Genomic DNA, 13,094 nt, shown 5'->3' with positions numbered 1-13,094 from the left:
AGAAGGTCTGGCGTAGCCGTACCCAATGATGATCTGCCATCAACCGGGCAGGAACATGAAGATGTAAGTCGGCGCTTTATACTCAAAATTCGGGGAAAGCGCGCAATCTTGAGGTGCCACGCCATAGGCCGCCCTGTCGACGCAGTTCAAGGCGGAGGCAATGTTTGTCATCAATGCGACGCGTCCGACTCCGACCATACGGTCGGTGCCGTTTCCGCCCTTGGACTGAGCAGCGGTCGTTATATCTCGCTGGAACAGAAGCTGGCCGTTGTCGATTCGGGTTAAGCTCCATCCCATCGTGACGCTGGCACGGCTGGAGAAGGAAATCTTGAACGGCGCATCCATGTCAATCCAGCGTGGCGACAAGCGAACCTTGGCTTCGGCATCCGTAGTGGCCAGCATGTTCAGCTTATTCATTGTTTCGCGCAGTGCTTTCTCAAAGCTGGACCGCTTTGCTGCCCCTGCCAGGCCCAGTGTCGCTTTTCCGCCCACGACACCGGGCATATCCGCCACTTGCTCCAATGCTATGCGACGATATAGCGGATGGTCCGGTTTCAATGGTGCGGGAGCCGATGGAGAAAATGAAAATCCGATAGGCGACAACGGTACACCGCCAGATGCCAATGCCGATTGCGGAGCCAAAGCCAGAAGGGCGAACATGGGAAGAATGCGCATTCGGCAGCGACTATCGTTGAGGCATTGCTATCCTTTTGCGGAACATCATTAATGCGTCCGCCCGCAGCGCTTTTTGACCCTCTTGCGACGAAATGCATCGGAACCGTTCGGGCTGAGCCTGTCGAAGCCCTGTTCTTCTTGACGAACAGCGATTTACGCAAGAAAGGACGGCCCTTCGACAAGTTCAGGGCGAACGGCTAGAGAGCCTTCCCTTTTGGGCCGAGTTTTTGGAGACCACCCATGCGCGCCGAAGCGCTGCAATATATTGACCGCATCGACGCCGCGCTTGCCCTGCTGCGCCAGTCGCTCGACTGGGACCGCGCGCTGCGCCGCCTTGACGAGTTGAACGCGCGCGTCGAGGATCCGACCTTGTGGGACAATGCCAAGCTGGCGCAGGAGGTCATGCGGGAGCGGACCAGGCTGGACAGCGCCATCGGCGCGACCCGTGCCATTGCATCGGAAAAGTCCGACACTGCCGAACTGATCGAAATGGCGGAAGCCGAAGGTGACGAGGACATGGTGTCCGAAGCCATCGCGGCGCTGAAGGCGCTGGCCGACCGCGCGGACGAGGACAAGATCAAGGCGCTGCTGTCTGGCGAAGCCGATGGCAGCGACACCTATCTGGAAATCCATGCCGGTGCTGGCGGTACCGAAAGCCAGGATTGGGCCGAAATCCTCAGCCGAATGTATCGCCGCTGGGCCGAACGGCGCGGTTACAAGGTCGAACTGGTCGATTATCAGGCGGGCGATCAGGCGGGCATCAAGTCCGCGACCTTCCTGATCAAGGGCGAGAATGCCTATGGCTATGCCAAGACCGAAAGCGGCGTCCATCGCCTGGTCCGCATCAGCCCCTATGACAGCGCCGCGCGCCGCCATACCAGCTTCTCGTCGGTATGGGTCTATCCCGTGATTGACGATGATATCGACATTGAAGTCAAGGAATCCGACCTCAAGATCGACACCTATCGCGCGTCCGGCGCGGGCGGGCAGCATGTCAACACGACCGATTCGGCCGTCCGCATCACCCATATTCCGTCCGGCATCATCGTCGCGTCGCAGAATGACCGTTCGCAGCACAAGAACCGCGCAACCGCGATGAACATGCTCAAGGCGCGCCTCTACGAAGCGGAACTGGCCAAGCGCGAAGCCGTGACGGCTGGCGAATATGCCGCCAAGACGGAGATTGGCTGGGGGCACCAGATCCGTTCCTATGTGCTGCAACCCTATCAGCTGGTGAAGGATCTGCGCACCGGGGTCACCTCGACCGCGCCCGACGACGTGCTGGACGGCGCGCTTGATCCCTTCATGGCCGCAGCGCTCAGCCAGAAGGTGACTGGCGAGAAGGTCGATGTCGAGGATGTCGACTGACATGAGCATGCGGGCGGTTCTGGCGGGCGTGCTTGCCTTGCTCACCGCCTGCGACCGCCTGTCGCCCGGTAACGAAACGGAGCGTTCCCCCGCTGCCGCGCCTTTCCCGCTCGCGGACCGCCCGGTGGCCCCGATCGTGTCGACCCGCTGGTCGAGCGAGGAGGCCCGCGACCGGGTGAATGAGGCGGAGGATATCATGGACCGCGCCGGAATCCGTCCCGGCATGACCGTCGCGGATATTGGCGCGGGCGAGGGCTATTATACCGTGCGGCTGTCCGCCCGCGTCGGCAAGAGCGGACGGGTGCTGGCAGAGGATATCATGCCGGAAGTGATCGAGGCGCTGTCGCGCCGCATCACGCGCGAAAAGCTGGACAATGTCAGCGTCAAGCTGGGCGCGCCCGAAGATCCCCGCCTGCCGGTCAACAGCTTCGACCGCATCTTGATGGTGCATATGTATCATGAGATTGCCGAACCTTATGCCTTTCTCTGGCACCTCAGCCCGGCGCTGAAAAAGGATGGCGAACTGATCGTCGTCGATTCCAACAGGCCGACCGAACAGCATGGCACGCCGCCGCGCCTGCTTGCCTGCGAACTGACGGCAATGGGTTTCCGATTGGAGGAGGTCATCCCCAAGCCGAGCGCAGGGGGCTATTTCGCCCGTTTCCGCCGCATCGCAGCTCGGCCCGACCCGTCCAGTATCGTCACATGCGCCTATCGCAGCGAAAATTAGGGTTAACGCCGCCCTGATCCTTTCTGGTGATTGGCTGTTGCTCGCAACTGCAATATGACGGTGTCGGGGAGATTCCAATCATGACCGACCATGCATCGCTCGCCCCCTCCGGGACCAAACCCCGCATCGCCGCGCGGCACAAGATGTTCGAGCCGGTGGTGCTGCACCTGCGCGGTATGCCGCTGCGCGCACATATATTGGATCTCTCGACAACCGGCGCGCTTGCCCATTGCGATCGTCCGCCGTCCACGGGCGATCGCGTCATGATAGAGACGAAAGGGATCATGGTCGTCGCCCATGTCGTCTGGGTCCGCGCCAAGCGTTTCGGCGTGCATTTCGACATCGCCTTGTCCGACGCCATGGTGGCCGGCCTTTTAAACGGCCTTTAGTCCCTGCGCCGCCAGCGCCGGAATAGCGAAACCCCCAATATCCCGCTGCCCACCACCGCCGCGATGGCACCGCCTGCGGACGCCAGCGCCCACGCGCCTGCCGCCAGCAACCCGGTCAGGAAATCGACGATGATAAGGGTGAGGTGGATCATCCGGGGAAGGATCGGGCTATTGCCCCAATTCCTTCGCCTCCTGATATTTCAACTCCAGAAAGCGGTTTTGCGTCGCCAGCTTGTCCAGATCGCCGCTGGCCAGGCTCTCGCTCATCCGCCCGATCTCCGCGTCGATTACCGCCAGCCCCTCGACCAACTGCTTTTCGGGCACCCGGCCATTGCGTTCCTCGCGCCGCAACGGCTGCGGGATCGACTGATAGCCTGTCACCAGTTCGGGCAGATGATCCGCCAGCAGCCTGCGCACTTCCAGCGCAGCGGGGTCTTGCGGTCCCAGCTTTTCCAGTTGTGGCGACAATATCTCCAGCTTCGTGCCGATACTGTCGACCAGTGTTACTGCCGGAGCCGGCAGCGCCTTGCGCTGATTTTCCAGCCAGATTTCGGTCTGGAGCGGCAGGGCGGTGAGCGGCGTTTCCGCCAGTGCCTCGGTCCGCACGCGGGTTTCCGTCGGCAGCAGGCCGATCAGCAACAATGCAGCGATCACCACCCCCAGCGCGATCATCACGCCGGTCGTCCCCAGTGGCACGACAAAGCCCGCGACCGCGCTGCCCAATATCACCGCCAGCACCGCCCAGAAGGCATATTTGACCTTGCGGATCAGCCCCGCATTGCGCCGCTGCCGCGCCCGCGCGGTCAGGCTCTGCCCGCGCTCGCTATGACGCCGCAGCACCGCTTCGGCATCGGCCAGCACGCGATCGGACCGGCTCATAACGACCACCGGATGTTGCTGGTGAACATCTTCATCCCTCGATCGCACTCAGCAGGGGATTGTCGGCCCGCGCTTCCTTCGACGCCTGCGCCTGACCCTCGGCCCTTGCGATATAGCCCTTGGACTTTTCGACCTCGTTCGACAGCGTCGTCACCGTCGTTTTCATATTCTCCAGCGCCTTGAGCTTGAACGTGTCGATATTGTCCATCGTGTCGTAGATATTCTGGAACGCGCGCTGCAACGTCTCGATCGGGATCGTGCTCGATGCGGCCTGCTCGTGAATCTGGGCGGTCTGGCTCTTGAGCAATTCGCCGGTCGAATCGATCATGTTCGCAGTCGTCGTGTTCAGCGCGCTGATCTGCTCCAGCACCAGCCGCTGACCCACCAGCGCCTGCGCCACCGTCACAGCGGTGCGCAGCGCCGCGACCGTCGTGGTGGACGCGCGGTCGACGCCCTTGACCAGTTCGACATTATTCTTCTTCACCAGATCGAGCGCCAGATAGCCTTGCACCGTCACGGCCATCTGGGTCAGCAGATCCTGCGTGCGCTGGCGAATGTAGAACAGCGCGCTCTCGCGGATCGCCTTCGCCTTGGTCGGGTCGGTCGAATCCAGTTCCAGCGCCTTGGCTTCCAGCCGCGCGTCCATCGTCTTGCTGATGTGGATCATCTGTTCCAGACGGCCCATCGTCGCCCACATATTCTGCCGCTCGACATCGATCGCGGCATTATCCTTGATCAGCGTGTCCTTGCCGCTGGCCAGCGATCCCAGGATGGAATTGATGTGGCTCTGCGCACTTTTATAGCTGTCGAAATAGTCACGCATCTTGTTGCCGAACGGGATGATGCCGAACAGCTTTTTGCGGCTGGTCAGGCTGCCGCGCTTGCCGGGGTCCAGATCCTCGACCGTGCGGCGCAGTTCGGCCAGGTCCGCGCCGACCTTGCTGTCGCTGTCCATCGCCCGCACCGGCCGGTCGAGGAAACGGTTGCTATGCCCCGCGGCCTCGGCAATTTCCTTGCGCCCCATATTGGTCAACTGGTCGACCCGCGCGCCGAACGCGGGCGAATTGGAATCCTGCGCCACAAGATCGTCGATGAAGGCGTCAACCTTCTCGTCCAGCTTGGATTTCTTCTCCGCATCGATCGGCACCAGCCCCGCTGCCCGCTCCGCGCTCACGACAGGCACCGGATCGGGCGGCGTCAGGTTGAACGGATCGCTGGAGGATGTCGTTGTCGCAGTAGCGGTCGTGGCCATGATATCTCCCTTGGTGTCATATTGATATAGAACACCCGCGCTTCAAGGCGCAATCGACAGGATAAACATAGGGGCCGTGCCGTCCAGTGGGAAGCGCGCCATATGTCGCGCCTGCCACGCGCCCTTGCCGCAACGCATCATTTCCTGTAGGGGCGCGCCCGAAGCCTCTGTGTGACCTTGTGTCGGCCAGGGGAGCCCATATCCCAAAGGCAAGACATGTCCCTGCGTAATATCGCGATCATCGCGCACGTCGATCACGGCAAGACCACCCTCGTCGATCAGCTTTTCCGCCAGTCCGGTACGTTCCGCGACAATCAGCGCGTTGAAGAGCGGGCGATGGACAGCAACGATCTCGAAAAAGAGCGCGGCATCACCATCCTGGCCAAGCCGACCTCGGTCGAATGGGAAGGCACCCGCATCAACATCGTCGACACGCCCGGCCACGCGGACTTTGGCGGCGAAGTCGAACGCATCCTCTCGATGGTCGATGGCGTCGTCCTGCTGGTCGATTCGTCGGAAGGCGCGATGCCGCAGACCAAGTTCGTCACCGGCAAGGCGCTGGCGCTGGGCCTGAAGCCGATCGTCGTCGTCAACAAGGTCGATCGCCCCGACGAACGGATTCAGGAAGTGCTGGACGAAGTGTTCGATCTGTTCGTGTCGCTCGACGCGACCGATGAACAGCTTGATTTCCCCGTCCTCTATGCGTCGGGCCGCAATGGCTACGCCAACGAAGATGCGTCGATGCGTTCAGGCACGCTGACCCCGCTGTTCCAGAAGATCGTCGACCATGTGCCGCCGCCAGCGCTCGACGTCGATGCGCCCTTCACCTTCCTGGTGACCCTGCTCGATCGCGACAATTTTCTTGGCCGCGTGCTGACCGGCCGCGTCACCAGCGGCAAGGTGCGCGCCAACCAGGCGATCCACGCGCTCGACATGGACGGCAAGATCATCGAAACCGGCCGCGCGTCCAAGATCATGGCGTTTCGCGGCCTCGACCGCGTGCCTGTCGAAGAAGCGCAGGCCGGTGACATTATCAGCCTTGCCGGGCTGGCGGTCGCAACCGTGGCGAACACGATTGCCGACGTTTCCGTGACCGAACCGATCCAGGCCCAGCCGATCGATCCGCCGACCCTGTCGATGCGCTTCGCCGTCAATGATTCGCCCATGGCCGGCCGCGAAGGCTCCAAGGTGACGAGCCGCATGATCCGCGATCGTCTGGAGCGCGAAGCCGAATCCAACGTCGCGATCAAGGTGACGGAATCGGAAGACAAGGACAGTTTCGAAGTGGCTGGCCGCGGCGAACTTCAGCTTGGCGTGCTGATCGAAACGATGCGCCGCGAAGGGTTTGAACTGTCGATCAGCCGCCCGCGCGTGCTGTTCGACACGGACGAGGACGGCAACAGGACCGAGCCTTATGAAACCGTCATGATCGACGTGGACGATGAATTTTCCGGCACGGTTGTCGAGAAGATGAACCTGCGCAAGGCGGAGATGACCGACATGCGCCCGTCGGGTGGCGGCAAGACCCGCATCACCTTCTCCGCCCCGTCGCGTGGCCTGATCGGCTATCATGGCGAATTTCTGTCGGACACGCGCGGCACCGGCATCATGAACCGCCTCTTCGAAAAATATGGTCCGCACAAGGGTCCGATCGAAGGCCGCAAGAATGGCGTCTTGATCTCCAACGGATCGGGTGAGGCCAATGCCTACGCCCTGGGCCCGCTCGAAGAACGCGGCATCCTGATGGTGGGCGTTGGCGAAGCGTTGTATGAAGGCATGATCATCGGCCAGAACGCCAAGACCGAAGATCTGGAAGTCAATCCGATGAAGTCGAAGGCGCTCACCAATTTCCGCGCCAGCGGCAAGGATGACGCGGTCCGCCTGACGCCGCCCTGGAAGATGACGCTGGAACAGGCCATCGCCTATATCGACGACGATGAACTGGTCGAAGTCACGCCCAAGACCATTCGCCTGCGCAAGCGTTACCTCGATCCGAACGAGCGCAAGCGCATGAGCCGGTCCAAGGCAGCCTGATCAAGCCTTCCCCTTTTCGGGGGACCGACCGGCCAGACCGGCACGGGGGCGGGCGGCAACGCTCCGCCCCCATATTTTTGAAGGAGCCGGAACATGGCCGACCTCTATCTCAAAGCCCTGACGTCCGAGCGCCGCGCTCTGTGGGCCGAATGCCGCCTCAAGGGATTGGTCAAGGACACGCCCCAACGTCAGCGAATCGTCGAGATCGATGCGCTGCTCGCCGCGCACAAGGCGAAACAGGACGGCAAACCGCGCGCCTGATCGTCGGGACCACGTACCTACGTACGTAACTAGATTGCATATCACTACCCTCTCATGTCACTTTAGCCACTAGCGCAAACCGAATCGCAACCTTGCGGGTGTGATATGCTTTGGCTGGACCTTGTGATGCCTGTAGCTTGTTGACGGGCAAAAGCGTCCACGCAGGAGGAACGAAGGAGTGGCCGAAACCCTGCCAGCCTTGAGCGAGGGTGAAAAGCAGTGCCTGCGGCTGGTGTCGCAGGGCTTCAATTCCAAGGAAATCGCGCGACAGCTGCATGTGTCGGAACATACGGTAGATCAGCGCGTCCGCACCAGTTTGCGCAAGCTCGGCGTCCCTTCCCGCAAGGAAGCAGCCCGCCTGTTTGTTTCGATTGAGCAACCACAGCCCCAAACTGGCACATATCAGCCTTTGATACATCAATCGCAGCGGCTTGCTTCCGATGCATCTCCTGCGTCATCCATCGCTCAGCCGGACAGGCCGGATGAGCAGACGGAACGAAAAGGGTTCCTGCGACGCATCCTCGCCTTCGGCCCACCGCTAGGGGGATCGATCAATGAACTGAGTATCGATGGCCGCATATTGGCGATGATCCGCGCCGCCGTACTGACCGGCGTTGGTGTCGTCACTTTGCTGCTGCTCATTGCCGGGGCCTTCAAGGCACTGGCCTGATCCTTCCTGTATCGCCACGCTGAAAACGCACCGCCTCGCATGGCGCCGTGCGAAGGAGATGACTTGTGCTCAATCTTGATCCCGCAAAGACCCAGGCCGTCGCCGATCAGACCAAGCAGGCTTTTGCCTCGCTGGACGGCGCGCTGGTCGATACCGCGCACCTCACGACCGCTTTTCTCGCTGCCGCTCAGGATTCCGGCCTTACCGCCGCCGAAAGCCAGCGCATCATCCTGCGCATCCATGAAAGCGCGACCAAGATTATCGAAGGGCGCAGCGACATGATCCGCGCGACGGCCCTGCTGACCCGTTGCATCGAACAAAGCCAGCATGCAGTCACCGCCTTCGGATGCCCGTTGGGAATGGACGCGCCCGCTCAGGACGATGTGCAGCGCCACCTGACCCTGGTCGCTTGACCAGGTGGAGCCGTCGGCATTGGATACACGTTTGATTTCTCCCCCCTCTCAACGGTGATCAAATGCTGGCGGCTTCTTTTTGGCTTTTGATGCTTTTAACCTGCGCCTTCGCACTGGCCTTTGGGGGGCGGGACGGGCGGCGCTTCGTTGTCATTTCGGCGGCGGCGGTGGTGCTCACCATTCCCGCCCAGCTCGCCGGGTCGTGGCAGGCGACGCAATATTGGCTGATGACGGTCGACCTGTTCACCTTTGTCGCATTGCTCTGGCTGATGCTGCAAAGCCAGCGCTACTGGCCGGTATGGGTCTCCGCCTGTCAATTGATGACGGTGCTGTCCCATGTCGCGACCCTGCTGCTGCAAAGTTTTTCAGACCGCATCTATGAAGGGCTGAGTACGGTCTGGATCATTCCCCTCATGCTGTTTGCCATCGTCGGCATCGAACTTGATCGAAAGTCGCTCCATGACCGCGCATATTCCGCCTGAGAGCATCGTCCCCAGCCAGGAGGCGGCCGACCTGATCGTCGCGCTGCAACGCTGTCTCTCCAATGTGCATGCCCGGCAGGAGGATGCAGCGGTTCTGGATGGCACTGGGGAGGGTCATCTGGCCGCGCTTTCGCGCTATATCGAAGCTCGGCGCGCGCGTGCCACGCTGCTAGGTCCGAACCTGTTCAGCGACCCCGCCTGGGACATACTGCTCCTCCTCTATCAGTCCGGGCTGAACGGGCGCGCGCTGACACTGGAGCAACTGAGCGAACAATCGCGCCTGTCGATGAGCGTCATCGTCGGGCAAGTCGGCGTTCTGGAAAGGCGCGGTCTTCTGGAGGAACATCAAACCTCGCCCAACAGCCGCCGACGCCGCGCCGTGCGTCTTTCGCCGCTGGCGGTAGATGCCATGTCCTCCTGGTCGTCGCTCGCGTTCGACGCAAACGGCTGACGCGCCCACCGGCGCCATTCGCCCGACATTGCGAGGGTGTTCGCCGCCACCGGGGCGATCGGGAAGAACAGCTATCCCTCAACTCAGGCTGGCCATGCCCGCGCTCCGCTCATATAGTCGCGCGCAACATCCTTCCCGCGAAAGCCTTTCATGCATCTTCTTATCGGTCTTGCGGGCATCCTGCTCATCCTTGCCATCGCCATTGCCCTGTCGTCCGACCGTCGCGCCATCCGGCTCCGCGTCGTCGGCGCGGCCTTCCTGTTGCAGGCGGGCATCGCCCTGATGGTTCTCTATGTTCCTGCCGGGCGCGCGGTCATTGCGGGCATGTCGAAGGGGGTGTCCAATCTTCTTGGCTATGCGCAGGCGGGCACCAATTTCATCTTCGGCCCGCTTGCCAGTCCCGAAATCGGCGGGGCCAGCTTCGCCATCGCTGCGCTGCCCGTCATCATCTTCTTCGCCAGCCTCGTGTCGATCCTCTATTATCTGGGGGTCATGCAGTTCATCGTCCGCTGGGTCGGCGGCGCGATCGAGGCGGTGACCGGCGTGTCGAAGGTGGAAAGCCTGTGCGCCGCCGCCAATATCTTCGTGGGGCAAAGCGAAAGCCCGCTCGTCATCCGCCCCTATCTGGCGGGCCTCACTCCGCCGCAATTGTTCACGGTGATGACCAGCGGCATGGCAGGCGTTGCCGGCACGATCCTCGCCGCTTACGCATCCATGGGGATCAAGATCGACTATCTCCTCGCCGCCAGCTTCATGGCCGCGCCCGGCGGACTGCTGATGGCCAAGATCATGATGCCGGATGTGCGACTGCCCGTGCAGGGCGAATTGCCGCTGGGTGACGATCCCGACATTCATCTGCCCGAAACCCGGATCAGCGGGGCAGGGCCCGCCGCCTTGCTGCCCGAAGGAACGCCGGGCGAACCCATGCCGGTCGCCAGCCATGACGAGGAAAAGCCCGCAAACATCATCATGGCCGCCGCGCAAGGGGCGCAGACCGGCGTGAAACTCGCCGTCGCGGTCGGCGCGATGGTGCTGGCCTTCGTCGCGCTGGTGGCGCTGGCCAACGGCATATTGGGCGGCATCGGCAGCATGTTCGGCTACCCGACGCTCAGCTTCCAGCAACTGCTGGGCTATGTCTTTTCGCCGGTCATGTATCTGCTCAATATCCCTTGGGAGGAAGCGCAGGTCGCAGGCGGCCTGTTCGGCACGAAGGTCGTGCTCAACGAATTCGTCGCCTATATCAATCTGGGCCAAGTGCAGGGCGCGCTGTCCCCGGCCAGCATCGCCATCGTCACCTTCGCCCTGTGCGGCTTCGCCAATTTCAGCTCGATCGCGATCCAGATGGCGGTGACCGGCAACCTCGCCCCCAACCAGCGCCCGATGATCGCCAAGCTTGGCCTCAAGGCGCTGGTCGCGGGCAGCCTTGCCAACCTGATGAGCGCCGCGCTGGCGGGACTGATGCTCAGTCTACGCTGATCGGTCATTATCCACCCGCAACGTTTGACTCTATCGCTGCCCGCATAAATCTTTTATGGTTAACCCCATGGGGGCAAAGACAGTTTTCGCGGCCGCGCTGGCGGTTTCGCTCGGATCGCCAATGGCCGTGGCGCAAGCGCCAAAGCCGGGCCGGTTGGAAACCTATAAGGACTGGACGATCGGCTGCGACAATCGCAACCGATGCGAAGCGGTCTCGCTGTTGCCCGAAGGCAGCGATCTGCCCGACATACCGTTGATGATCGGCATCGTCCGCGCCGCTGGACCCGATGCCCAGACCGAAGTCTGGATCAGCCGGGAGGGCAAGGGCCAGGCCGACGTCACCCTGTCCGTCGATGGCCGCAAGATCGCCAGCGCCATTGCCCGCGATGGCGAAGCCACGATCCGCGGGCCGCAGGCATCTGCGCTCGCCATCGCCATGGCGCGGGGCACGAGCATGGAGGTGCGCGCGGGCGCAAGGCTGCTTGGCCGTCCCTCGCTCGCCGGATCAGGCGCGGCGCTGCGCTATATGGACGCGCGGCAGGGCCGGGCAGGGACCACGACCGCGTTGGTCGCGACCGGCACGCTTGGCCCGACGGCTGTAAAACCCGCGCCCGTAGCACCCACCATTCGTCGCGCGCTCGTCCCGGCCGGACCAGCGCCCGCCGCCCTGTGGCGTGAGGAACTGACCGCGCTCGGCAAATATACCGGCTGCACCGATGACATGCGCAGCGATCAGACCCCGGATCTGCAACGCCTCTCCAAAACCGAAACCCTCATCCTCGTCCCCTGCGGATCGGGCGCCTATAATTTCTCGTCCGTGCCGGTCATCGCCACTGGCGTTCCGGGCCGCCGATCCTTTCGCTTTGCCGCTTTCGATTTCAAGCCGGGCTGGAGCGAGGAGGCGGGCCATCCCATGCTGGTCAATGTCGGCTGGAGCCCGGAAAAGTCCCGGCTGGACAGTTTCGCCAAGGGCCGTGGCCTGGGCGATTGCGGCGGCAGCGAAGCCTATGTCTGGGACGGCCAGCGCTTCCGCCTGATCGAGGCGACCAGCATGGGCGAATGTCGCGGCGCCTGGCACTGGATCACGACCTGGACCGCGCGCGTCGTCGAATAGACGGCGTCACACCATCTGCACGACCGGCCCCGCGCGACAGATGCGGTCGCGCCCGGACTGTTTGGCGTCATAGAGCGCCGTGTCCGCCGCGCTCAATGCGCCGTCCACGGCATCTCCGGCCCAGCGGGACAGACCGGCGGAAAAGCTGATCGGGCGGCCATGAATCCGGCCGATCGGGTCCAGCCGCATCTGGTTGGCGATACGCGCCAGCGACCAGCAGGCTTCATCCTCTGCCGCGCCATGAAAGAAAACCACAAATTCCTCGCCACCCCAGCGCGCGACCAGATCGACGCGGCGCAACAGCGCGGACAGGCGGTCGGCAAAGGCGGCCAGCACCCGGTCGCCCTCATCATGGCCCAGCTGGTCGTTGACCTGCTTGAAATGATCAATGTCGATGATCGCGACACAGCCGCGGCGCTGGTCGTGGGGCAGGGCGTCGAGCTGCGCCAGAAAGCCGCGCCGGTTGGCAACCCCCGTCAGCGGGTCTTCATGCGCGGCGACATGCAGGTCGTCGATCTGCGCCCGCGTCGTGCTGGCGGCGCGATGGACCCCGGCATAGAGCGTCTGGATCACGTCGCCGACTTCCGGAAGCGCGGCATCCGCCTTGCCGTTGAACGTCTCCGCCAGCGCATGAATGGGGTTGAGCAACGCCCCCATGCCAATCAGCGCGATCGCTGTGCCAAACAGCGTCATCAGCGTCAGCAGGACAAATTCGGTCAGCGCGATCCGTCCGGTCATTAGCCCCCAACCACAATAGCCCAGCAGCGGCAAATGGGTGGCGATGAAACAGAGGGTGAAGAGGCGCAGGCGCAGCGAGCGCGGAAAAATGAATGACGTCGCGAGATAGAAATGCATGAAAGGCCCCGTAATTGCGAATGGTGCGCAAAGTCGGGGGGGGCG

At 62.6% G+C, this 13,094-nt stretch carries 16 protein-coding genes; 11 read left to right on the top strand and 5 right to left on the bottom strand.

Annotated features, from left to right (window positions below; all coding sequences use genetic code 11):
• Window positions 1-39 precede the first annotated feature (39 nt).
• The gene (locus CJD35_RS02335) at window positions 40-675 is read right to left on the bottom strand and encodes a hypothetical protein (protein ID WP_140159586.1); all 636 of its coding nucleotides are present in this window, start codon (window positions 673-675) and stop codon (window positions 40-42) included.
• 240 nt (window positions 676-915) lie between these two features.
• Here CJD35_RS02335 and prfB point away from each other — a divergent pair, with 240 nt between their 5' ends.
• The 3 genes from prfB to CJD35_RS02320 all read left to right on the top strand — a co-directional run bounded on the left by prfB (window position 916) and on the right by CJD35_RS02320 (window position 3,162).
• Entirely contained in the window at window positions 916-2,043 is a 1,128-nt protein-coding gene (gene prfB, locus CJD35_RS02330) for a peptide chain release factor 2 (RefSeq protein ID WP_017181450.1), read from the top strand.
• Window position 2,044: 1 nt separating this feature from the next.
• Entirely contained in the window at window positions 2,045-2,773 is a 729-nt protein-coding gene (locus CJD35_RS02325) for a class I SAM-dependent methyltransferase (protein WP_037513978.1), read from the top strand.
• A gap of 80 nt (window positions 2,774-2,853) precedes the next feature.
• A complete protein-coding gene (locus CJD35_RS02320; RefSeq protein ID WP_017181448.1) occupies window positions 2,854-3,162 on the top strand; it encodes a PilZ domain-containing protein in 309 nt (102 codons plus the stop codon).
• Here the strand turns inward: CJD35_RS02320 and CJD35_RS22665 are convergent.
• Genes CJD35_RS22665 through CJD35_RS02310 form a run of 3 tightly spaced genes read right to left on the bottom strand, consistent with a single transcriptional unit; the run spans window position 3,159 to window position 5,293 of the window.
• Window positions 3,159-3,314, bottom strand: a complete 156-nt coding sequence (locus CJD35_RS22665; protein ID WP_017181447.1) for a hypothetical protein — start codon at window positions 3,312-3,314, stop codon at window positions 3,159-3,161. The genes CJD35_RS02320 and CJD35_RS22665 overlap by 4 nt on opposite strands.
• A 16-nt stretch (window positions 3,315-3,330) precedes the next feature.
• Window positions 3,331-4,041, bottom strand: coding sequence for a hypothetical protein (locus CJD35_RS02315; RefSeq protein WP_017181446.1), 711 nt, complete (start codon window positions 4,039-4,041; stop codon window positions 3,331-3,333).
• Between the two features lie 31 nt (window positions 4,042-4,072).
• Window positions 4,073-5,293, bottom strand: coding sequence for a toxic anion resistance protein (locus CJD35_RS02310; protein ID WP_017181445.1), 1,221 nt, complete (start codon window positions 5,291-5,293; stop codon window positions 4,073-4,075).
• A 216-nt stretch (window positions 5,294-5,509) separates the two neighbouring features.
• Here CJD35_RS02310 and typA point away from each other — a divergent pair, with 216 nt between their 5' ends.
• From typA to CJD35_RS02275, 8 genes are all read left to right on the top strand, one after another.
• Window positions 5,510-7,327, top strand: a complete 1,818-nt coding sequence (typA, locus tag CJD35_RS02305) for a translational GTPase TypA (RefSeq protein ID WP_017181444.1) — start codon at window positions 5,510-5,512, stop codon at window positions 7,325-7,327.
• Window positions 7,328-7,420: 93 nt separating this feature from the next.
• Window positions 7,421-7,588: a hypothetical protein gene (locus tag CJD35_RS22660; RefSeq protein WP_017181443.1), complete on the top strand. Its 168-nt coding sequence runs from the start codon at window positions 7,421-7,423 to the stop codon at window positions 7,586-7,588.
• Between the two features lie 178 nt (window positions 7,589-7,766).
• Window positions 7,767-8,258 carry a helix-turn-helix domain-containing protein gene (locus CJD35_RS02300; protein ID WP_095686762.1) on the top strand — a complete coding sequence of 164 codons (492 nt, stop codon included), beginning with the start codon at window positions 7,767-7,769 and terminating at the stop codon, window positions 8,256-8,258.
• A gap of 65 nt (window positions 8,259-8,323) precedes the next feature.
• Window positions 8,324-8,671 (top strand): hypothetical protein, encoded by a 348-nt coding sequence (locus CJD35_RS02295; RefSeq protein WP_017181441.1) that lies wholly within the window; start codon window positions 8,324-8,326, stop codon window positions 8,669-8,671.
• Window positions 8,672-8,760: 89 nt separating this feature from the next.
• Window positions 8,761-9,153 carry a hypothetical protein gene (locus CJD35_RS02290; RefSeq protein WP_017181440.1) on the top strand — a complete coding sequence of 131 codons (393 nt, stop codon included), beginning with the start codon at window positions 8,761-8,763 and terminating at the stop codon, window positions 9,151-9,153.
• Entirely contained in the window at window positions 9,131-9,604 is a 474-nt protein-coding gene (locus CJD35_RS02285) for a helix-turn-helix domain-containing protein (protein WP_017181439.1), read from the top strand. Before CJD35_RS02290 ends, CJD35_RS02285 begins: the two co-directional genes overlap by 23 nt.
• A gap of 150 nt (window positions 9,605-9,754) precedes the next feature.
• Window positions 9,755-11,080, top strand: a complete 1,326-nt coding sequence (locus CJD35_RS02280) for a NupC/NupG family nucleoside CNT transporter (RefSeq protein ID WP_017181438.1) — start codon at window positions 9,755-9,757, stop codon at window positions 11,078-11,080.
• Window positions 11,081-11,147: 67 nt separating this feature from the next.
• Window positions 11,148-12,194, top strand: coding sequence for a DUF1176 domain-containing protein (locus CJD35_RS02275; protein WP_017181437.1), 1,047 nt, complete (start codon window positions 11,148-11,150; stop codon window positions 12,192-12,194).
• Between the two features lie 6 nt (window positions 12,195-12,200).
• On the opposite strand, the gene CJD35_RS02270 is transcribed toward CJD35_RS02275, so the two are convergent.
• Window positions 12,201-13,049, bottom strand: coding sequence for a GGDEF domain-containing protein (locus tag CJD35_RS02270; protein ID WP_017181436.1), 849 nt, complete (start codon window positions 13,047-13,049; stop codon window positions 12,201-12,203).
• Window positions 13,050-13,094 lie beyond the last annotated feature (45 nt).

It is taken from the genome of Sphingobium xenophagum (genome assembly GCF_002288285.1).
Taxonomy (GTDB): Bacteria; Pseudomonadota; Alphaproteobacteria; order Sphingomonadales; family Sphingomonadaceae; genus Sphingobium; species Sphingobium xenophagum.
The sequence above is the reverse complement of the archived record's forward strand: the minus strand, read 5'-3'. Positions and strand labels throughout refer to the sequence as shown.

Excerpts from the sequence above, each read along its gene's own strand:
- CJD35_RS02335 (WP_140159586.1), bottom strand. The coding sequence starts at position 675 with ATGCGCATTCTTCCCATGTTCGCCCTTCTGGCTTTGGCTCCGCAATCG.
- prfB (WP_017181450.1), top strand. The coding sequence starts at position 916 with ATGCGCGCCGAAGCGCTGCAATATATTGACCGCATCGACGCCGCGCTT.
- CJD35_RS02325 (WP_037513978.1), top strand. The coding sequence starts at position 2,045 with ATGAGCATGCGGGCGGTTCTGGCGGGCGTGCTTGCCTTGCTCACCGCC.
- CJD35_RS02320 (WP_017181448.1), top strand. The coding sequence starts at position 2,854 with ATGACCGACCATGCATCGCTCGCCCCCTCCGGGACCAAACCCCGCATC.
- CJD35_RS22665 (WP_017181447.1), bottom strand. The coding sequence starts at position 3,314 with ATGATCCACCTCACCCTTATCATCGTCGATTTCCTGACCGGGTTGCTG.
- CJD35_RS02315 (WP_017181446.1), bottom strand. The coding sequence starts at position 4,041 with ATGAGCCGGTCCGATCGCGTGCTGGCCGATGCCGAAGCGGTGCTGCGG.
- CJD35_RS02310 (WP_017181445.1), bottom strand. The coding sequence starts at position 5,293 with ATGGCCACGACCGCTACTGCGACAACGACATCCTCCAGCGATCCGTTC.
- typA (WP_017181444.1), top strand. The coding sequence starts at position 5,510 with ATGTCCCTGCGTAATATCGCGATCATCGCGCACGTCGATCACGGCAAG.
- CJD35_RS22660 (WP_017181443.1), top strand. The coding sequence starts at position 7,421 with ATGGCCGACCTCTATCTCAAAGCCCTGACGTCCGAGCGCCGCGCTCTG.
- CJD35_RS02290 (WP_017181440.1), top strand. The coding sequence starts at position 8,761 with ATGCTTTTAACCTGCGCCTTCGCACTGGCCTTTGGGGGGCGGGACGGG.
- CJD35_RS02285 (WP_017181439.1), top strand. The coding sequence starts at position 9,131 with ATGACCGCGCATATTCCGCCTGAGAGCATCGTCCCCAGCCAGGAGGCG.
- CJD35_RS02280 (WP_017181438.1), top strand. The coding sequence starts at position 9,755 with ATGCATCTTCTTATCGGTCTTGCGGGCATCCTGCTCATCCTTGCCATC.
- CJD35_RS02275 (WP_017181437.1), top strand. The coding sequence starts at position 11,148 with ATGGGGGCAAAGACAGTTTTCGCGGCCGCGCTGGCGGTTTCGCTCGGA.
- CJD35_RS02270 (WP_017181436.1), bottom strand. The coding sequence starts at position 13,049 with ATGCATTTCTATCTCGCGACGTCATTCATTTTTCCGCGCTCGCTGCGC.